Annotated in this window: 16 protein-coding genes; 13 read left to right on the plus strand and 3 right to left on the minus strand. The window is 53.7% G+C overall.

The window, feature by feature from the left end:
• The first annotated feature begins 133 nt into the window (after window positions 1-133).
• The 3 genes from IEV29_RS02370 to def are packed head-to-tail and all read left to right on the plus strand — an operon-like array spanning window position 134 to window position 3,893.
• On the plus strand, window positions 134-1,246 hold the full coding sequence (locus tag IEV29_RS02370; RefSeq protein WP_188379664.1) for a cell division protein ZipA C-terminal FtsZ-binding domain-containing protein: 1,113 nt from the start codon (window positions 134-136) through the stop codon (window positions 1,244-1,246).
• Window positions 1,247-1,254: 8 nt separating this feature from the next.
• The gene (ligA, locus tag IEV29_RS02375; RefSeq protein ID WP_188379665.1) at window positions 1,255-3,327 is read left to right on the plus strand and encodes an NAD-dependent DNA ligase LigA; all 2,073 of its coding nucleotides are present in this window, start codon (window positions 1,255-1,257) and stop codon (window positions 3,325-3,327) included.
• Window positions 3,328-3,356: 29 nt separating this feature from the next.
• Window positions 3,357-3,893, plus strand: coding sequence for a peptide deformylase (def, locus tag IEV29_RS02380; protein WP_188379666.1), 537 nt, complete (start codon window positions 3,357-3,359; stop codon window positions 3,891-3,893).
• A 52-nt stretch (window positions 3,894-3,945) separates the two neighbouring features.
• Here the strand turns inward: def and IEV29_RS02385 are convergent, their stop codons facing one another.
• From IEV29_RS02385 to map, 3 genes are all read right to left on the minus strand, one after another.
• Window positions 3,946-4,692, minus strand: coding sequence for a pseudouridine synthase (locus tag IEV29_RS02385; RefSeq protein WP_188379667.1), 747 nt, complete (start codon window positions 4,690-4,692; stop codon window positions 3,946-3,948).
• Window positions 4,693-4,757: 65 nt separating this feature from the next.
• Window positions 4,758-7,310: a [protein-PII] uridylyltransferase gene (locus tag IEV29_RS02390; RefSeq protein ID WP_188379668.1), complete on the minus strand. Its 2,553-nt coding sequence runs from the start codon at window positions 7,308-7,310 to the stop codon at window positions 4,758-4,760.
• 1 nt (window position 7,311) lies between these two features.
• Window positions 7,312-8,142, minus strand: coding sequence for a type I methionyl aminopeptidase (gene map / locus IEV29_RS02395; RefSeq protein WP_188379669.1), 831 nt, complete (start codon window positions 8,140-8,142; stop codon window positions 7,312-7,314).
• Between the two features lie 253 nt (window positions 8,143-8,395).
• Between map and rpsB the strand changes: the two genes are divergently transcribed.
• The 10 genes from rpsB to IEV29_RS02445 all read left to right on the plus strand — a co-directional run bounded on the left by rpsB (window position 8,396) and on the right by IEV29_RS02445 (window position 18,889).
• The gene (gene rpsB, locus IEV29_RS02400) at window positions 8,396-9,142 is read left to right on the plus strand and encodes a 30S ribosomal protein S2 (RefSeq protein WP_188379670.1); all 747 of its coding nucleotides are present in this window, start codon (window positions 8,396-8,398) and stop codon (window positions 9,140-9,142) included.
• Window positions 9,143-9,270: 128 nt separating this feature from the next.
• Entirely contained in the window at window positions 9,271-10,152 is an 882-nt protein-coding gene (tsf, locus tag IEV29_RS02405; protein WP_188379671.1) for a translation elongation factor Ts, read from the plus strand.
• 193 nt (window positions 10,153-10,345) lie between these two features.
• Window positions 10,346-11,062 (plus strand): UMP kinase, encoded by a 717-nt coding sequence (gene pyrH, locus IEV29_RS02410; RefSeq protein ID WP_188379672.1) that lies wholly within the window; start codon window positions 10,346-10,348, stop codon window positions 11,060-11,062.
• 70 nt (window positions 11,063-11,132) lie between these two features.
• Window positions 11,133-11,693, plus strand: a complete 561-nt coding sequence (frr, locus tag IEV29_RS02415) for a ribosome recycling factor (RefSeq protein WP_188379673.1) — start codon at window positions 11,133-11,135, stop codon at window positions 11,691-11,693.
• Window positions 11,694-11,742: 49 nt separating this feature from the next.
• Entirely contained in the window at window positions 11,743-12,507 is a 765-nt protein-coding gene (gene uppS, locus IEV29_RS02420; protein ID WP_188379674.1) for a polyprenyl diphosphate synthase, read from the plus strand.
• Entirely contained in the window at window positions 12,501-13,319 is an 819-nt protein-coding gene (locus tag IEV29_RS02425; protein WP_188379675.1) for a phosphatidate cytidylyltransferase, read from the plus strand. Before uppS ends, IEV29_RS02425 begins: the two co-directional genes overlap by 7 nt.
• A gap of 7 nt (window positions 13,320-13,326) precedes the next feature.
• Window positions 13,327-14,496: a 1-deoxy-D-xylulose-5-phosphate reductoisomerase gene (ispC, locus tag IEV29_RS02430; RefSeq protein WP_188379676.1), complete on the plus strand. Its 1,170-nt coding sequence runs from the start codon at window positions 13,327-13,329 to the stop codon at window positions 14,494-14,496.
• Window positions 14,496-15,860, plus strand: a complete 1,365-nt coding sequence (gene rseP, locus IEV29_RS02435) for an RIP metalloprotease RseP (RefSeq protein ID WP_188379677.1) — start codon at window positions 14,496-14,498, stop codon at window positions 15,858-15,860. Before ispC ends, rseP begins: the two co-directional genes overlap by 1 nt.
• A 48-nt stretch (window positions 15,861-15,908) precedes the next feature.
• Window positions 15,909-18,311, plus strand: coding sequence for an outer membrane protein assembly factor BamA (gene bamA, locus IEV29_RS02440; RefSeq protein WP_188379678.1), 2,403 nt, complete (start codon window positions 15,909-15,911; stop codon window positions 18,309-18,311).
• Between the two features lie 50 nt (window positions 18,312-18,361).
• A complete protein-coding gene (locus tag IEV29_RS02445) occupies window positions 18,362-18,889 on the plus strand; it encodes an OmpH/Skp family outer membrane protein (protein ID WP_373464199.1) in 528 nt (175 codons plus the stop codon).
• Window positions 18,890-18,891: the final 2 nt, after the last annotated feature.

An 18,891-nucleotide genomic window follows, 5' to 3' on the forward strand; every position in this document is an offset into this window, starting at 1 on the left:
TGCAAAACAACAAGGTCAGATGTGAGCAGCGATGGTGTTCCCGTTATACGGTTGAAACCGCCTGCATGTCTGTCAGATTACGGATAACTATGAACTCCTTTGTTTTAACTAAGTGCATGACAGGCGGTGCCGCATGACTGATCTGCAAGCAAGCCTGTTTGTTATTGGCGGCGTGATTGTTGTGGGCGTGATCGCCTATAACAAGTGGCAGGAACATAAAGCCAAAAAAAGCGTGGAGCGGGCGTTTTCTTCTTCGCATGACGATGTGTTGATGGGGGCAAGTTCGGCGCCGCAACCCGCTGCGGGCGAGCGTCAGGAGCCGCATTTTGCGCAGCATGATGTTGATGCGGCAGAACGCGAGTTGAACGATCAGGAGATGTCCCTTGAGGCATCGGGCGATGCCGCCTTTGAAGAAGCGGCGCCGGTAGAGAGCCTGAATCTTGCCGAAGAAAAGGAATTGCCGGTTGATTATCTGATCGATTGCACGATCCCTTTGACCCTGACCGCACAATTGCGTGGCGAAAAAGTTTTAGCCGCAACACAATCGTTGCGTTCGGTTGGCGGCAAACCGATTCACTTCGTGGGACAGCGGGTGGATGGTGGCTGGGAAGCAATCACCCATGGCAGCGTCTACAAATCATTGACTGCCGGCGTACAGCTGGCCAATCGTAATAACGCCCTGAATGAACTCGAATACTCGGAGTTTGTCATGCGTCTGCGCCAGATTGCTGACGACTTTGATGCGGATCCGGATGTGCCGGACATGACCGAAGTCATGGTAACGGCGCGTTCGCTGCATCATTTCGTTGCGGAGCACGATGCCAAGCTGGGCATCAATGTGCAGTCCAAGGGCGCACCGTGGTCGGTGAGCACCTTGTTGTCGGCACTGGAGCGGCAGGGATTTGATGTACGTCCGGAAGGCCGTCTGGTCATGCCGGATGGTGAGGGCGGTGTCTTGTTCTCGCTTTCCACCAACGTCACGCTGGCCGAAGAAACGACCAATCGTCTGACCTTGCTGCTGGACGTGCCGGTTGTTTTGCCCGCACGTGATGGTTTTGGCGCGATGGTCGCCTGCGCACGTTCGTTGGCGGCACGACTGGATGGCGCGGTGGTCGATGATAGCGGTCAGCCTTTGTCGGACGAATCGCTGACCGAGATTGCCGGGCAGATCGATGCCTTTTATGCCGACATGGAGACGTCTGATATTCCTGCCGGTTCCACGCGGGCGCTACGCTTGTTCAATTAATCATCAAGATGCAACCGGATCTGTTTTCTGCCGCATCGCAAGACACGCCGGCAGTGCCGGATGCAAGCGATCCACCTTCCCGCGCTGCATGGTTGCGGCGCGAACTCAATCGACACAACTACGCCTACCACGTACTCGACGCACCATCGATTCCCGACGCGGAATACGACAAGCTCTTTCGGGAGCTGCAGGAAATAGAGTCGGCGCATCCTGCGCTGCTGGTACACGACTCGCCGACGCAACGCGTTGGTGCCTTGGCGCTGAGTGCCTTTCCGCAGGTAACCCATTCGGTCCCGATGCTGTCGCTGGGCAATGCCTTCGATGATGATGATGTCGTCAATTTTGATCGGCGTGTCACCGAAGGGCTGAAGACGTTGCAGGCAGTCGAATACGCGACCGAACTGAAGTTTGACGGTCTGGCGATCAACTTGCGCTATGAGGATGGTTTGCTGGTCGAGGCAGCGACACGCGGCGACGGTGCGACGGGGGAAAATGTCACGGCGAATATCCGTACCGTCCAGGCGATTCCCTTGCGACTGCATACCGATCATCCGCCAAAAGTCCTCGATGTACGCGGTGAAGTCATGATGTACAAAGCCGATCTGGAGCGACTCAATGCACGCCAGCGTGAGCTTGGCGGCAAGGAGTTCGCCAACCCGCGCAATGCGGCCGCAGGTAGCCTGCGCCAACTGGATTCTCGCATTACCGCGCAACGCACGTTGCGCTTCTTTGCCTACGGCATCGGGTCGCTTCAAGGTGCGGACATGCCTGTTTCGCACTCTGCCTTGCTGGATTGGTATGCAGAATTGGGATTGCCGGTTTGTGCCGAGCGCGCTGTTGTGAAAGGCGCGCAAGGCCTGATCGATTTTTATCGCAGTATTGGCGAGAAGCGAGCGAATCTCCCTTATGAAATCGACGGCGTGGTTTACAAGGTCAATGCGGCAGAACAACAAAGGCAACTCGGGTTCGTGTCACGCGCGCCGCGCTTTGCCATCGCACACAAGTTTCCGGCGCAAGAGGCACTGACCAAAGTGCTGGATATTGAAGTGCAGGTCGGTCGTACCGGTGCGATTACGCCAGTGGCGCGTTTGGCGCCCGTTGTCGTGGGCGGTGTGACCGTTACCAATGCGACCTTGCACAACGAAGATGAAGTGCGCCGCAAGGATATTCGCATCGGCGATACCGTCACCGTGCGTCGTGCCGGAGATGTGATTCCCGAAGTGTTGTCGCATGTGCCGGAAGCACGCCCCGCCGATGCGCGCGAGTTTGTGATGCCTACGACTTGTCCTGTTTGCGGCTCTCCCGTGATCCGTCCGGAAGACGAAGCCGTTGCACGTTGTTCCGGCGGCTGGATCAAGTGCGCCGCGCAACGCAAGGGAGGCTTACTGCATTTTGTCTCACGTCGCGCAATGGATGTGGAAGGGCTTGGCGATCAACTGGTTGAGCAACTGGTTGATAAGCACATCATCACGACGCCTGCAGATTTGTACAAAATAGGTTTCCGCGCGCTGGCAGAGTTGGATCGCATGGCAGACAAATCTGCACAGAACGTTCTGACTGCGCTTGAAAAATCCAAGAATACGACGCTGGCACGCTTCATTTATGCATTGGGTATTCGACACGTCGGTGAAGCGACGGCCAAGGAATTGGCGCGCCATTTCGGCAATCTGGATGCCGTGTTGGCGGCGACGGAAGAGCAGTTGCTGGAAGTTGCCGATATCGGTCCGGTCGTGGCGCGCTCGATTCGCGCTTTTCTCGATGAACCGATGAACGAGGAACTGATTGCCCAATTGCGCGCAGCGGGCGTGACGTGGGACGAGCATGTTGTCGAGAATAAACCGAGACCGCTGGCGGGCAAAACGTTTGTCCTGACCGGTACCTTGCCTACCTTGAAGCGAGATGAAGCCGCGGAAAAGATCGAAGCTGCCGGCGGCAAGGTCGCAGGTTCTGTTTCCAAGAAAACGCATTATGTCGTCGCAGGGGCGGAGGCCGGCAGCAAACTCGCCAAGGCAGAAGAACTGGGTATTCCCGTTCTGGATGAGGAAGGCTTGCTGGCCTTGCTGGCACATCCAACTGCATGATCGCGATACCTGTAATGAGGGGATGAAGTATGACCGTTCGTGAAATTCTGAAAATGGGTGATCCGCGTTTGCTGCGGGTGGCGGAGCCCGTCACGCATTTCGATACGCCTGAATTGCATGCCTTGATCGCGGATATGTTCGACACCATGTATGCAGCCAATGGTGCCGGTCTGGCGGCGCCGCAAATCGGCGTCAATCTGCGTGTCGTGATTTACGGATTCAAGCAGAATGTGCGCTATCCCGATGCTCCGCCTGTGCCCGAAACGGTCTTGATCAATCCGCGTTTGCAGCCACTTTCTGCGGCGCGTGATGAGGCGTGGGAGGGATGTTTGTCGGTGCCCGGAATGCGCGGCGTGGTACCGCGTTTCTCAGCCTTGCATTACGAAGGATTCGATCAGTACGGCAAGACGATCAGTCGTGATGCCGACGGCTTTCATGCGCGGGTGGTTCAGCACGAATGCGATCATCTCGACGGCATTCTTTATCCGATGCGCATCGAGGATTATTCGAAATTCGGTTTCACCGAAGTGCTGTTTCCCGAACTCGATCCCGACGACGACGATTGATGCGAAACAGGCGCGTGATGTGCGTCGAGGCCAGGATCGATCAACACGAGACTCAGAACTGCTCGTCTTCGCGCAGATAACGCCATTGGCCGACCGGCAGATCGCCCAGTTTGACCTTGCCGATGCGTACGCGCTTGAGTCCGACCACCTTGAGTCCGACGATATCGCACATGCGGCGTATCTGTCGTTTCTTGCCTTCCTTGAGTGTAAAACTCAGCTGATCTTCGTTCTGCCATTTGACCTTGGCGGGCAGGAGTTTCTTGCCATCCAGCATCAGGCCGTGATTGAGACGACGCAGGTCTTCGTCAGGTAACTTTCCCGGTTTGGTGTACTGCACACGCACCAGGTACTCTTTTTCTACCGAGGTATCCTCACCGATCAGATGCTTGGCGACGCGACCGTCCTGCGTCAGGACCAGCAGACCAACCGAGTCGATATCAAGCCGTCCGGCAGGAACGAGACTGCGTAGTTGCGTGGGATGAAACTGCGTCGGCATCTTGTCTTCATTCCAGCGTGTTTCCGCCTTGACGAGCGCAACAGCAGGTTTGTAGCCGTCTTCCGCCTGGCCGCTGACATAGCCAACCGGTTTGTTGATCAGGATGGTGACGCGCTTGCTTTGTTCTGCCGCAGCCTGTCGTTCAACCGTGACGCGCTGCGTTGGCAGGATCTTGGTGCCGAGTTCGGATACAACCTTGCCATCGACACGCACCCAGCCGCGCGCAATCCATTCATCGGCTTCGCGACGTGAGCACAGGCCAAGTTCCGACATGCGTTTGGATAAGCGAAGTGGTTCTGTCATAAGTAAATAGTGGAATGACCGAGGCGATCGTTTGACAGCATCGGGATGAAAATGAAAATAGGCGTTTAGACGCGCAGGGTGTCGAGCAAATCGCTTTCCAGTTGAATCTGACTGCGCGGATTATTCAACGCAGCACCATCGACGAGGAAGATGTCTTCTACACGTTCGCCCAGCGTCATGATCTTGGCGGTATGCAGATTGACTTTGTAACGGGCAAGCACATTCGCAATCGAATACAGCAAGCCATTGCGATCATTGGCAGAGACCGTTAGCAGAAAATACTGGCCACGCTCGTCTGGACGCAAATCCACAGTGGGCGTCGCCGGGAAGTTGCGGCAAAGACGGGAAAGTCTGCCCTTGATTGGATTGGGTAATTCTTCCTGCGTACACAGTACTTCACCGAGTTCATGCTCGATCAGATTGATCAGATCGCGATAATTTTTGGCAAAAAGCGGATCGGTGATGAGGAAGGTATCAAGTGCGTAGCCGTGTTTTGTGGTGTGAATCTTCGCATCAAGAATACTGAAATTCTTGCGATCGAAGTAACTGCAGATGCGTGCAAACAGGTCGGATTTGTCCTTTACGTAGACGGTGACCTGCAAGCCTTCGCCGATCGGTGCCAGACGACACTTGACGATCGGTATGTCACTGTCGATCTTGTTGTAGAGCACACGCGTTTGCCATGCAATATCCGATGCGTCATGCCGTAAAAAGTACACGACGTCGAGCTGAGCCCATAATTTTTCGTGGGCGTGTTCAGGCAAGGCATATAAACGCATATTGGCCAGTGCATCTTCTTGCCGCTTTTTGAGTTCCCGTTCGGCAGATGGTGTTTGTCCGCCAAAGACCCGCAAGGTCATGTTGTACAAATCTTCCAGCAGCTTGCCTTTCCAGGCATTCCAGACCTTGGGGCTGGTGCCGCGTATGTCGGCAACGGTCAGCAGATAGAGCGCCGTCAGATGACGTTCATCCTTTACCACGTCGGCAAAGTGTCGGATGACATCGGGATCGGACAGATCCTGCTTTTGCGCGACATGGGACATCGTCAGATGGTTCTGCACGAGGAAGACAACGAGCTCCGTATCTTCTTTTGACAAGCCGTGATCGACGCAGAAGTCATGCGCATCCTGCATGCCGAGTTGCGAGTGGTCGCCACCGCGGCCTTTGGCAATGTCATGGAAGAGGGCAGCAATATAAAGCAGCCACGGCCTGTCAAAATTGGCGGCCAGCTGACTGCAGAATGGATATTCGTGCGCATGTTCGCTGAGCATGAAGCGACGTACGTTACGCACGACCATCATGATATGTTGATCGACGGTATAAACATGAAACAGATCGTGCTGCATCTGGCCGACGATGTCGCGGAAGTTCGGCAGATAGCGACCGAGAATGCTGGTCTGGTTCATGCGCCGCAGTGCATGCGTGATGCCTTGCGGCGCCTGCAGAATCTGCAGGAAAAGGGCACGATTTGCCGGATCGCGACGGAACTTGTTATCGATTTTGAAGCGTGAATGCCAGAGCGCACGCAAGGTACGCGCGGTCATGCCTTTCAATTGCGGATGCAGGGAAAGCAGCAAAAATACTTCCAGCATGGCCGACGGTGTGACTTCAAACGTATCGTCGTTGGCAATATCAATGAAGCCGTTGACTTCATTGAAGCGCGCATTGATCGCCACCGGCGAGGTCATCTGCGGAAACAGTTGCACTTCAATGTTCTGCAGCAAAATCGCATTCAGTTGGGTGACGGCCTTGGCTGCACGATAGTAGCGCTGCATCAGATATTCACTGGCGCGACGGGTGCTGGTGCTCTTGAATCCGATTGATTCTGCGATCGCGGTTTGCACATCGAACACCAGCCGGTCTTCATGACGATTGGTGATGATGTGCAGACGAATGCGGACCTCCTTGAGCGCACGTTCGTTTTGCTTGAGCTGACGTGCTTCGGTTGACGTCAACAAACCGCGTTCGGCCAGCTTGCGCCATGAGTCGCCCAACCCTGCTGCCTTGGCAACCCAGAGAATGACTTGCAGATCACGCAGACCGCCCGGACTTTCCTTGCAGTTGGGTTCAAGACTGTAGGGGGTGTCTTCGTATTTCACGTGACGCTGGCGCAGTTCGAGCGTTTTGGCCTGAAAGAAGGCGCGCGGATCCATCGCCGCGTCGCAGCGTGTCTTGAGTTGCTGGAACAGGGCATCGTTGCCAGTAATCAGACGTGCTTCGAGCAGGCTGGTCTGCACCGTAATATCGGCCTTGGCTTCGGTCAGGCATTCATCCACGGTGCGGATGCTGTGGCCGATTTCCAGACCGATGTCCCAGAACAATTGGACCAGCTCTTCAAGCTTTGCAGCGAGTTCGGTATCCGGCTGCTCTTGCAACAGGATCAGCACGTCGACGTCGGAATGCGGGAAAAGCTCGCCGCGTCCATAGCCGCCAACCGCCACCAGCGCAGCGCTTGGCGGCAACTGGAATTCAGTCCAGGCCTTGGTCAGCGCGACATCGACATGATCCTTTAGCGCCGTTAGCAGGACCTCGGCCTTGCCAGTCGCCAGAAAGTGATCGATAACGATTTGTCGTTCGGCTTTAAGCTGTTCCTTGAGGGCGATGGCGAGCGACGGCATATCAGGCGCTGACGGCTTGGGTGGCGGGTGAGGTGATAAATGCTGGCGGCGGCGGTGATCCCGCTGAAAGCGTCAGCACTTCGTAGCCTGTTTCGGTAACCAGAACGGTGTGTTCCCATTGCGCGGAAAGACTGCGATCCTTGGTTTTGATGGTCCAGCCATCTCCCATTTCACGAATTTCACGGCGGCCTGCATTGATCATCGGTTCGATCGTGAAGATCATGCCGGCTTCGAGTTTTTCCAGTGTGCCGGGACGACCGTAGTGCAGCACTTGCGGTTCTTCGTGAAAGACCTTGCCAATGCCGTGGCCACAAAATTCGCGCACGACGCTGTAGCCCGCTTTCTCCGCATGCTGCTGGATGACGTAACCAATATCACCCAGGTGTGCGCCAGGTTTGACCTTGGAGATGCCAAGCCACATGCATTCATAGGTGATCTCGCTTAAACGCCTGGTCAGAATCGATGGTTCACCAATGAGAAACATCCGGCTGTTGTCGCCGTGATAGCCATCCTTGATGACCGTGATGTCGAGATTGACCGAATCGCCATTTTTCAGAACCTTGTCGCCCGGGATGCCGTGGCAGATCACGTCATTGACCGAGGTGCAGATTGCTTTGGGATAGGGCGTATAGCCGGGCGGGCAATAATTGAGCGGCGCGGGAATCGTGCCTTGTACATTGACCATGTACTCATGACACAGGCGATCCAGCTCACCGGTCGTGACGCCTGCTTTGACGAAAGGCGTGATGTAATCGAGTACCTCGGAGCCGAGGCGCCCCGCAAGCCGCATACCTTCGATATCTTCTGCCGTTTTGATAGAAATATTGCCCATGGGAATCTTTAAAGTTGCCTGAATTGCCAGTATTGCTATGGATAGCGCAAGCACCGATTATAGACGAGCACGGACGTTGCTGCCTCAAGGCATGCAATGGGGCTTGAAACAGGCGGGAAATCTAAGGTAGAATCTCGGGCTGCCCGGATTTGTTTCCGGGTAGTTTTTGTAAATCGCGAATCTGCTCGCAAAGGGTGCTTCCCATTTTGGAAAGTTACTGAGCAGGTTCCAGACCTTAACCCTGGAGAAATTCATGTCCGTCACTATGCGTGAAATGCTGGAAGCCGGTGTCCACTTTGGTCACCAAACCCGCTTCTGGAACCCAAAGATGGCCCCGTTCATTTTCGGTCATCGCAACAAGATTCATATCGTCAACCTGGAAAAAACCCTGGGTATGTACCAGGAGGCGATGAAGTACATCCGTCAACTGTCTGCAAACCGCGGCACCGTCCTGTTTGTTGGCACCAAGCGTCAAGCACGTGAATTGATTGCGGCAGAAGCGCAGCGCGCTGGCATGCCTTATGTTGATCAGCGCTGGCTGGGCGGCATGCTGACCAACTTCAAGACGATCAAGACATCGATCAAACGCCTGAAGGAAATGGAAGCGGCGATCGAAGACGGTTCCGTTCAAAAACTCAGCAAGAAAGAAGCGCTGATGTTTGAGCGTGAAAAAATCAAGCTGGAAAAATCCATCGGCGGTATCAAGGATATGGGTGGTATTCCTGATGCGATTTTCGTGATCGATGTCGGCTACCACAAAGGTACGATCACCGAAGCCGCAAAACTGGGCATTCCGGTCATCGGCGTGGTCGATACCAACCACTCGCCTGAAGGCGTGACCTATGTGATCCCTGGTAACGATGACTCCTCGAAAGCAATCACGCTGTACGCTCGTGGCGTTGCGGATGCAATCCTGGAAGGTCGTGCCAATGCAGCAACCGATCTGGTCGAATCGATCAAGGGCGGTGACGATTTCGTCGAGGTTAGCGAACAGGCGTAATCCCTGTCTCTGATGACTCGCGCGTCAGGAAGAAAGGGGCAAACAGTCGTTCGCCCCTTTTTTTTGAGCGAATTTTGAACATGTTTGAATAAAGGACGTCTGAGACGTCACTTGCAAGGAGATTTGTAATGGCAGCTATTACTGCAGCAATGGTTGGTGAACTGCGCGCACGCACCGATGCGCCGATGATGGAATGCAAAAAAGCGCTGACGGAAGCCGACGGCGACATGGAACGTGCGGAAGAGATTCTGCGTGTCAAACTGGGTAGCAAGGCATCCAAAGCGGCTTCGCGCGTTACCGCGGAAGGCGTCATTGCAACTTATGTGTCGGGCAATGTGGGCGCGATGGTTGAAATCAATTGCGAAACCGACTTCGTGACCAAGAACGACGACTTCCTGGCATTCGCGAATGCCGTTGCAAAAGCGGCTGCCGAAGCCAATCCTGCTGACGTCGCCGCTCTGGCGAATGTCAAGATCGGTGATAAAACCGCAGAAGAAACCCGTACCGAGCTGATCGGCCGCATTGGCGAAAACATGTCGATCCGTCGCTTCGTTCGCTTCGATACCACCGGCAAACTGGCTTCGTACCTGCACGGCACCCGTATCGGTGTGATCGTTGATTTCGATGGTGCGGACGATCAAGTTGGTAAAGATGTTGCGATGCATATCGCTGCGATGAAACCAGTGTCGCTGTCGTCTGATGACGTACCTGCAGATCTGATCGCGAAAGAGCGCTCGGTTGCAGAACAAAAAGCGGCGGAATCCGGCAAGCCAGCGGACATCGTCACCAAGATGGTCGAAGGCTCGGTGCAGAAATATCTGAAAGAAGTTTCTCTGCTGAATCAACCTTTCGTCAAAAACGACAAGCAGACGGTTGAGCAGATGTTGAAAGAAACCAAAACCACGGCAAAATCGTTCACGATGTTTATCGTTGGTGAAGGTATCGAGAAAAAACAGGATGACTTTGCCGCCGAAGTGGCTGCCCAGGTCGCAGCAGCAAAGCAGGCGTAACAAAAAAATCGGGCCGAAAGGCCCGTTTTTTTCACTTCATCAAGTATGCTCTTGATGTGACAAACGATTAAGATTTTATCTGTCTGTATGCACAGATAAAATTGGCAGTAAAACCGTTATTTGTAACGGTCGTCATTATTAATAAAATCAAATAACTGTCCGGAAGAGCCGGGCAAGACAAGGAATGCAGCCCATGACAACTCCAGCATACAAACGCGTTCTCCTCAAATTGTCGGGTGAAGCGTTGATGGGAGATGATGCATATGGAATCAATCGCGCCACCATCGAACGCATGGTGGCCGATGTGTCGGAAGTGGCAAAGATGGGCGTGGAACTGGCCATCGTGATTGGCGGTGGTAACATTTTCCGCGGCGTGGCACCGGGTGCGCAGGGCATGGATCGCGCGACAGCCGATTACATGGGTATGCTGGCTACAGTGATGAATTCACTCGCGTTGGCTGATGCCATGCGGCAAGGTGGAATGACAGCGCGCGTGATGTCGGCAATCGGTATTGAGCAGGTCGTCGAGCCGTATGTACGTCCCAAGGCATTGCAATACCTGGAAGAAGGCAAGATCGTGGTATTCGCCGCTGGTACCGGTAACCCGTTTTTTACAACGGATACGGCAGCAGCGTTGCGTGGTGCAGAAATCGGTGCGGAGATCGTGCTCAAGGCCACCAAGGTCGATGGCGTCTATAGTGCCGATCCAAACAAGGATGCATCAGCTACCCGCTATTCGACCATCTCGTTTGATGAGGCAATTGCCAAGCATCTGCAGGTGATGGATGCAACCGCATTTGCGCTGTGCCGCGACCAGCGCCTGCCAATCAAGGTCTTTTCGATCACCAAGCCTGGCGCGCTCAAGCGCCTGATTCTTGGCGAGGACGAAGGCACCCTGGTACACGTTTGATCGTCTGCCAGTGGCTACTTGCAGTCATCCCATTCATTCGGATTCAATTCGCAGTAAATAGGAGCAGTAAATGTCTGTTGCAGATGCAAAGAAAACCGCTGAACAAAAAATGCAGAAGTCCATTGAGACTCTGAAGGCGGATCTGGCTAAAGTGCGTACGGGACGTGCACACGTTGGCATTCTTGACCATGTGATGGTTGAATACTACGGCAACCCGACAGCCTTGAACCAGGTTGCCAGTCTGACCTTGATCGATGCGCGTACGATTGGCGTGCAGCCTTTCGAAAAGAAAATGGGTGCCGTGATCGAGAAGGCGATTCGTGAAGCGGATCTGGGCCTGAATCCTTCGTCGCAAGGCGATCTGATTCGTGTGCCGACGCCACCGCTGAATGAAGAGCGCCGCAAGGAAATGGTCAAGCTGGTCAAGACCGAAGCCGAAGACGCGAAGATCGCGATCCGCAATATTCGTCGTGATGCCAATGAATCGCTGAAAAAACTTGTGAAAGACAAGGAGTGCTCAGAGGACGAAGAGCGTCGTGCGCAAGATGATGTTCAGAAATTGACGGACAAGTTTGTTGCAGAAGTTGACAAGCTGGTCGCCGAAAAAGAAAAAGAGGTCATGACGGTTTGACGCTGCACCTGTTTCTGATTTCTTCTTACCCTTATCTGGTCGCCTATTCATGACGTCTAAGAGTTCAACCGAGGTCGTGCCGGAAGTTTCTGCTGTGCCGCGCCATATTGCCATCATCATGGATGGTAATGGGCGGTGGGCGACCAAACGCTTCATGCCGCGTGTGGCTGGTCATGTCAAAGGCGTCGAAGCCGTACGTGGCGTGGTCGAAGCCTGCGCGGCACGGGGTGTTGAGTACGTCACCTTTTTTGCGTTCAGCTCTGAGAACTGGCGTCGTCCGGCAGATGAGGTCTCGACCTTGATGCGTTTGTTTGTCACTGCGCTTGAGCGTGAAGTGTCGAAGATGCATGCCAATGGTATCCGCCTCAAGATCGTTGGTGATCTCAGTCGCTTTGATGAGAAACTGCAAAAGCTGATTGCCGAGGCAGAGCGCAAAACGGAACACAATTCGCGTCTTACTGTCACCGTTTGTGCCAACTATGGTGGTCGCTGGGACATCATGCAGGCGATCAACCGGATGGTTGCCGACAATCCGGGCGGCACCGATTTCAGCGAAGCCCAGCTTGCTCCTTATCTGTCTCTGGCCTATGCGCCCGAGCCTGATCTGTTTATTCGTACAGGCGGCGAGGAACGTATTTCGAATTTCCTTTTATGGCAGCTTGCCTATTCGGAGCTGTATTTTACGGATACGTACTGGCCGGATTTCGACCAGGAAGCATTATCGCTTGCCATATCGTCTTATCAGCAACGTGAACGCCGTTTTGGCCGTACCAGTCAGCAGGTTGTAGAACAGATGGCGGTTGCCAAATGTTAAGGACACGAATCATCACGGCAGTCGTCCTGCTGATCGTGCTGCTGGCGATCTTGTCCTCCGGTTCCTGGCTGGCGTTTGCCACATTGACGGCCGTATTTTTTGCCGTGGCTTCATGGGAATGCTTGCGTCTGTTCGGTAACAAGAGTCCGGTTGCGGGTACTGTTATCTGGGTCGCCGCATTTGTCTGGCTGGTCTACAGCGGCAGCTTTAATCAAAACATGCTTTTGCCAGGGCTTTGTGTTGCCATCTGGGCGTTGCGCCTCACCCCGTCGCTGGCACTTGGTTTGCCGCCACAGGAGAGCGTTTCCAACAAGCTGCTCGCCGGCATATACGGCATAGCACTGCTCGGTGCCTTCTTGGCGATTCTGGTGCTGTTTGAACGTTCCGTGCTGTACATGTTTTCCGTGATGACGCTGGTCTGGATTGCCGACGTTGGCGCTTATTTCAGCGGTAAGGCATTTGGAAAACGTAAACTGGCACCGTCGATTTCTCCCGGTAAATCGTGGGAAGGCGCCATTGGCGGTGCATTGCTGGTTGTGTTGGCAGGATGCATTTCGCTTGCTTTGCCAGCATTGCAGGATACATTCGCTGTACAACTGCATCAGAAATGGGGCCTGATCGGCATGGTCGTCATTCTGCTGGTTGTGGTGGCTGCCAGCGTTGTCGGCGATCTTTTTGAATCGCAACTCAAACGACGTGCCGGCATGAAAGACAGTAGCAATCTGTTGCCAGGCCATGGTGGCGTTCTGGATCGCCTGGATGCGCTGATCCCCACCGTACCGCTTGCGGTACTTGTCAGTTACTGGCTCTAAGGTATTCATGCAGCACATCACCATTCTCGGGTCGACCGGGTCCATTGGCGTATCCACACTGGACGTTATCGCACGTCATCCCGATCGTTACCGCGTGTTTGCATTGACCGCACAGCATCGTGTTGAAGAACTGGCTGCGCAATGTGCACGTTTTCAGCCGCAGGTTGCCGTGGTCGGTACAGCCCAAGCTGCTCAACGTTTGCAAAAGCTGCTGGATGAACAGCATCTCAAGACCGAGGTGTGCTATGGCGAGCAAGCGCTGTGTGATGTGGCGAATGCTCAAGCCTGCGATAGCGTCATGGCCGCGATTGTTGGTGGTGCAGGACTTGCGCCGACGTTGGCAGCGGCCCGTGCCGGCAAGAAGATTTTGCTGGCAAACAAGGAAGCACTTGTCATGTCGGGACAGCTGTTCATGGATACTGTCGCCGCGAGTGGTGCCGTATTGATGCCCATCGATAGCGAACACAATGCGATCTTCCAATGTCTGCCGGCGCAATATATGCGTGCGCCGTCTGAGTACGGTATTGCAAAAATCATGTTGACCGCTTCAGGCGGTCCATTCCTGGCACGGCCTCTGGAAACGCTGGAAAGCGTGACATGTGCGGAGGCGATTGCCCATCCAAAATGGGTGATGGGACGCAAGATTTCCGTGGATTCCGCGACGATGATGAACAAAGGCCTTGAGGTCATCGAGGCGCATTACTTGTTTGGCGTCGCGGCCGAAAATATCGATGTGGTGATTCATCCGCAAAGTGTTGTGCACTCCATGGTGTCTTACATAGATGGCTCCGTTCTGGCGGAGCTGGGCAATCCGGACATGCGTACGCCGATTGCACATGCGTTGGCTTACCCGGAGCGGATTGCATCCGGTGTTGCGCCGATTGATCTGGTGCAGATTGCGCAGTTGGCTTTCATGGCGCCGGATCTGGTTCGTTTTCCCTGTCTCAAATTGGCGTATGATGCATTGCGCGCGGGTGGTTCGGCGCCCGCTGTGTTGAACGCTGCCAATGAAGTTGCCGTTCAGGCATTCCTTGATGAGCGTATCGGTTTTCGTGCTATCGATCGTCTGATCGCTCGCGTCATGGACGCTTTACCTTCCTGCGCGGTCGGCGATATTGAAAGTGTGTTTGAGCAAGACCGACGTGCCCGAGAATTGGCCCAAACTTTTATCCAATAATGAGTTTGCTACAAACCATCCTTGCTTTTGCTGTCGTTCTCGGTGTGCTGATCATCGTGCACGAGCTTGGGCATTACCTTGTTGCGCGCTGGTGTGGTGTCAAGGTGCTGCGTTTTTCCGTCGGCATGGGAAAGGTCGTCTATTCCCGACGTTTTGGTCCTGATCAAACGGAATGGGCGGTATCGATTTTGCCGCTCGGTGGTTACGTCAAGATGCTGGACGCACGGGATCACGACGGCGCACCAATCTCTTCGGCAGACATGAAGCGGGAATTTACCAGTCAATCCGTATGGCGACGTATTGCGATTGTCGCAGCCGGCCCGCTTGCCAATTTTCTTCTTGCGATTGCTGTATTTGCCGCTTTGTTTGTACATGGCATTCCCGAGCCTTCCACGAAGTTGCGTGCGCCTGCCGAACAGTCGGTTGCCTGGCAATCCGGCTTGCGTGGAGGAGATCATATTGTCAGCGTGAATGGCAAGGCCGTACAGATCTGGCCGGATTTGCGCTGGGCGATGGTGCAGGCCGTCATTGATCGTCAGCCAGTCGTTTTGGGCATCGCTACGACATCGCAGCAAGGTGATATGCCACCGGCACGTACTGTGACCTTGCCCGTTCGTTCCGTTTCTGCCGACGAGCTTGAAGGTGACTTCATGGCCAAGTTGGGGCTGGAAATTGCGCGTCCTGCACCGGTGTTGGGCAAAGTGATGCCGGATGGGCCCGCCGAGCGGGCCGGGTTGAGGGAAGGCGATCTGATTCGCTCGGTCGACGGCAAGGTGGTGCAGGATGGACTGGCCTTTGTCGAGATGGTGCGGATGTCAGAAGGAAAACCGTTGCAGCTTGATCTGATGCGAGGCAATGCCTTGCTTTCGCTGGCGGTTGCGCCTGAAGTCGTCGAGCAGGATGGTCGGAAATTTGGTCGAATCAAGGTCGAAGTGCCCATGGTGCCGGAGATGGTGACAGAAGGCAGTAATCCGCTGGTGGCGCTAGGCAAGGGCGTGGTCAAAACCTGGGATACCGCTGTCATGACGCTCAAGATGGTGGGCAAGATGATCGTAGGTGAGGTCTCCTGGAAGAACGTAACTGGCCCCATCACCATTGCAGACTATGCCGGGCAGACTGCGCGAATCGGGCTGGTCAGTTATTTGAGCTTTATCGCCTTTGTCAGCATTAGTCTTGGTGTGATGAATCTGCTTCCCATTCCGGTTCTGGATGGGGGGCATTTGCTGTATTATGCTGTGGAAGTTTTAACAGGTCGTCCTGTCTCGGAACGTGTCAGTGCAGTAGCGCAGCGTGCAGGGATCGGGATATTGATGACCTTGATGCTGGTCGCCGTTTTCAATGACATCAACCGGCTCGTTTCTTAAGCGCTGCAACCATTGCGGCGTTTGACAGGCAACCTAATTACGATACCAATGAAATTATATTCAGAGCGTTACTCCTTGCCGATTTTCCCTCGTCGTCTTGTTGCCATTGCCGCCTTTGCTCTCTGTTCCGGGTACGCCCAGGCTGCAGAGCCGTTTACGGTGAAGGATATCCGTGTGGAGGGTATTCAACGTACGGAAGCAGGCACGGTTTTCAGTTACCTGCCGGTCCGCGTCGGCGAGACCTTTACGGATGAGAAGGGTGCCGATGCGATCAAGGCGCTCTATGCAACCGGCTTTTTTAAAGACGTGCGTATCGAGGTTGAAGGCGATGTGCTGGTCGTGTTTGTGGAAGAGCGTCCAGCGATTGCCAGTGTCGAATTTACTGGTACCAAAGAATTCGACAAAGATCAATTGACCAAGGCATTGAAGGAAATCGGTGTTGGTGAGTCACGTATCTACGACAAGGCACTGGTGGATCGCGCAGAACAGGAACTGAAACGTCAGTACTTGTCCCGTGGCTTGTATGCGGTCACGATTACGACGACCGTGACGCCACTGGAGCGCAATCGTGTTTCCGTCACGTTTGCCGTTGATGAAGGCGACGTTTCCAAGATCAAAAGCATCAACATCATCGGTTCCAAGGCTTACAGCGAAAAAGAACTCATCAAAAATATGAGTTTGCGTACGCCCGGCTGGTTCACCTGGTACTCCAAAGCGGATCAGTATTCCAAGCAAAAATTGGCTGGTGATATCGAGAAGCTGAAATCCTTCTATCAGAACAACGGTTATATCGAGATGCGTGTCGATTCGACACAAGTTTCGATTTCGCCCGACAAGAAAGATATTTTCATTACCGTGAATATCACGGAAGGTGAAAAGTACAAGGTGTCGGATGTCAAGATTGAAGGTGAAACGCTGGGCCGTAAGGATGAGTTGGCTTCCCTGATTCAGATCAAAAAAGGTGATGTCTATTCTGGTGAAAAGCTGACGGCCAGTACGAAGGCAATCTCGGATCGTATGGGTAACTTCGGATATGCCTTTGCGAACGTGAATGCCAATCCACAGATCGATCGTGAGAAAAAGGAAGTCGCCTTTACGATCTTTGTTGATCCGGGCAAGCGCGTATACGTGCGTAATATCAATATTGGCGGCAATACCAAAACACGGGACGAAGTGATTCGTCGCGAGATGCGTCAATATGAAAATTCCTGGTACGACGGTGAAAAAATCAAACTGTCGCGTGACCGTATTGACCGTCTCGATTATTTCACGGAGGTCACGATTGAAACGCCTGATGTACAGGGCAGCACGGACCAGGTGGATATCAACGTTGGCGTGAAAGAAAAGCCGACCGGTAACATCATGCTGGGCGCCGGTTTTTCGAGCTATGAAAAGCTGACGTTGAGCGGCTCGATCAATCAGGCGAATGCATTCGGTAGTGGTAACACGATTGGTATTGACGTCAATACCAGCCGTCTGAACCGTACAATCGCAGTCTCCAGTACCAATCCTTATTTCACTGAAGACGGTGTCAGCCGTACTTATGAAGTCTTTACGCGTACGACGCGGCCGCCTACAGTTTACGTTGGTGACTATCGTTTTCGTAGTACGGGTGCCAAGGTCAATTTTGGTGTGCCATTCTCGGAAGTTGATCGAGTATTCTTCGGTGCAGGTATTGAAAGAACCGAAGTCGAGGTTTATCAGGGCCTTGGCAGTAACCGTGATAGTCCGGCGCGATTCCTGAGCTATGTTAAACGCATGGATCCTAGTCTTGCGTCGGATATCGATAATGGTGTGGCGGGCACTTATAGTGCTTCGGCACTTGGCATTCCGCTTACGATTGCGTGGCAACGTGATAGCCGGGATAGTGCCCTGGTTCCAACACGCGGCCGCTACCAACGTGCAAACTTTGAAGTATCACCTGCTGGCGATTCCAAATATTACCGTGCTACCTATCAGCACCAGTATTTCATGCCGTTATTTAGCGCGACGACACTGGCATTGAATAGTGAGGTGAACTACGGTAAAGGTATTGGTGACAAGGGATACCCGATTTTCAAGAACTTCTATGGCGGTGGTATTGGTTCGGTTCGCGGCTACGAAAGCGCGTCGCTGGGCCCGAAAGAAGCAAACGGCGATCCATTGGGCGGTTCTTCGCGAATCGTGTTGAATGCCGAATGGCAATTTCCGTTTCCCGGTTCCGGCACAGATCGAACCCTGCGTTGGTTCTTTTTTACTGACGCGGGTAATGTCTATGGACAAGATCGTTTTGGCCGGGAACAAAGTTTTGGTAGTGATCTCAAATATTCAGCAGGTATTGGTTTGAGTTGGGTGTCACCGATTGGCCCGTTGAAACTCAGTTTTGGTAAGCCGCTCAACCCGACAAAAGGTGATGCAGACGTACGTGATCGTACCCAAGCGTTCCAGTTCCAGTTGGGTACGGGCTTTTGATCATCTGAGGCATAATAGCCACTTGGTGATCGACACATGAAATGCGGAGAATGACTTTGAAGTCCACTATCACATCATCAGTTATCCAGAAAAGTGCAGCATTGGTGCTGGCAGGTTTTTGCCTGGTATCGACTGCGCAGGCGCAGGACGCCACAAAAATCGGCTTTATCAGTACAGAGCGTGTATTCCGTGAAGCGGCGCCGTACAAGGCTGCGCAAGCAAAGCTGGAGCAGGAATTTTCCAAGCGTCAGAATGCCTTGCAGGACATGGCGAATCGGCTGAAAACGGCAGCGGACAAGTTTGACAAGGATGCACCTGTCTTGTCGGAGTCCGATCGCGCACGTCGTCAGCGTGAGTTGTCCGATCTGGATCGCGATTTCCAACGTAGTCAGCGTGAGTTCAAGGAAGATTTGAACCAGCGTCGCAACGAAGAGACCGCTGCAGCAATTGATCGCACCAATCGTGTCATCAAGCAAATTGCTGAAGCAGAGAAATACGATATTGTTTTGCAGGAAGCTGCATATGTCAGTAATCGTATCGATATCACCGACAAGGTCATCAAGGCCCTCGGTAAATAGTC

The sequence above is a fragment of the Oxalicibacterium faecigallinarum genome (assembly GCF_014635705.1).
Taxonomy (GTDB): domain Bacteria; phylum Pseudomonadota; class Gammaproteobacteria; order Burkholderiales; family Burkholderiaceae_D; genus Oxalicibacterium; species Oxalicibacterium faecigallinarum.

Coding starts and splice junctions, on each gene's coding strand:
- uppS (WP_188379674.1), top strand. CDS start 11,743: ATGACGTCTAAGAGTTCAACCGAGGTCGTGCCGGAAGTTTCTGCTGTG.
- IEV29_RS02390 (WP_188379668.1), bottom strand. CDS start 7,310: ATGCCGTCGCTCGCCATCGCCCTCAAGGAACAGCTTAAAGCCGAACGA.
- IEV29_RS02425 (WP_188379675.1), top strand. CDS start 12,501: ATGTTAAGGACACGAATCATCACGGCAGTCGTCCTGCTGATCGTGCTG.
- ispC (WP_188379676.1), top strand. CDS start 13,327: ATGCAGCACATCACCATTCTCGGGTCGACCGGGTCCATTGGCGTATCC.
- IEV29_RS02385 (WP_188379667.1), bottom strand. CDS start 4,692: ATGACAGAACCACTTCGCTTATCCAAACGCATGTCGGAACTTGGCCTG.
- IEV29_RS02445 (WP_373464199.1), top strand. CDS start 18,362: ATGACTTTGAAGTCCACTATCACATCATCAGTTATCCAGAAAAGTGCA.
- pyrH (WP_188379672.1), top strand. CDS start 10,346: ATGACAACTCCAGCATACAAACGCGTTCTCCTCAAATTGTCGGGTGAA.
- frr (WP_188379673.1), top strand. CDS start 11,133: ATGTCTGTTGCAGATGCAAAGAAAACCGCTGAACAAAAAATGCAGAAG.
- rseP (WP_188379677.1), top strand. CDS start 14,496: ATGAGTTTGCTACAAACCATCCTTGCTTTTGCTGTCGTTCTCGGTGTG.
- IEV29_RS02370 (WP_188379664.1), top strand. CDS start 134: ATGACTGATCTGCAAGCAAGCCTGTTTGTTATTGGCGGCGTGATTGTT.
- rpsB (WP_188379670.1), top strand. CDS start 8,396: ATGTCCGTCACTATGCGTGAAATGCTGGAAGCCGGTGTCCACTTTGGT.
- map (WP_188379669.1), bottom strand. CDS start 8,142: ATGGGCAATATTTCTATCAAAACGGCAGAAGATATCGAAGGTATGCGG.
- tsf (WP_188379671.1), top strand. CDS start 9,271: ATGGCAGCTATTACTGCAGCAATGGTTGGTGAACTGCGCGCACGCACC.
- ligA (WP_188379665.1), top strand. CDS start 1,255: ATGCAACCGGATCTGTTTTCTGCCGCATCGCAAGACACGCCGGCAGTG.
- bamA (WP_188379678.1), top strand. CDS start 15,909: ATGAAATTATATTCAGAGCGTTACTCCTTGCCGATTTTCCCTCGTCGT.
- def (WP_188379666.1), top strand. CDS start 3,357: ATGACCGTTCGTGAAATTCTGAAAATGGGTGATCCGCGTTTGCTGCGG.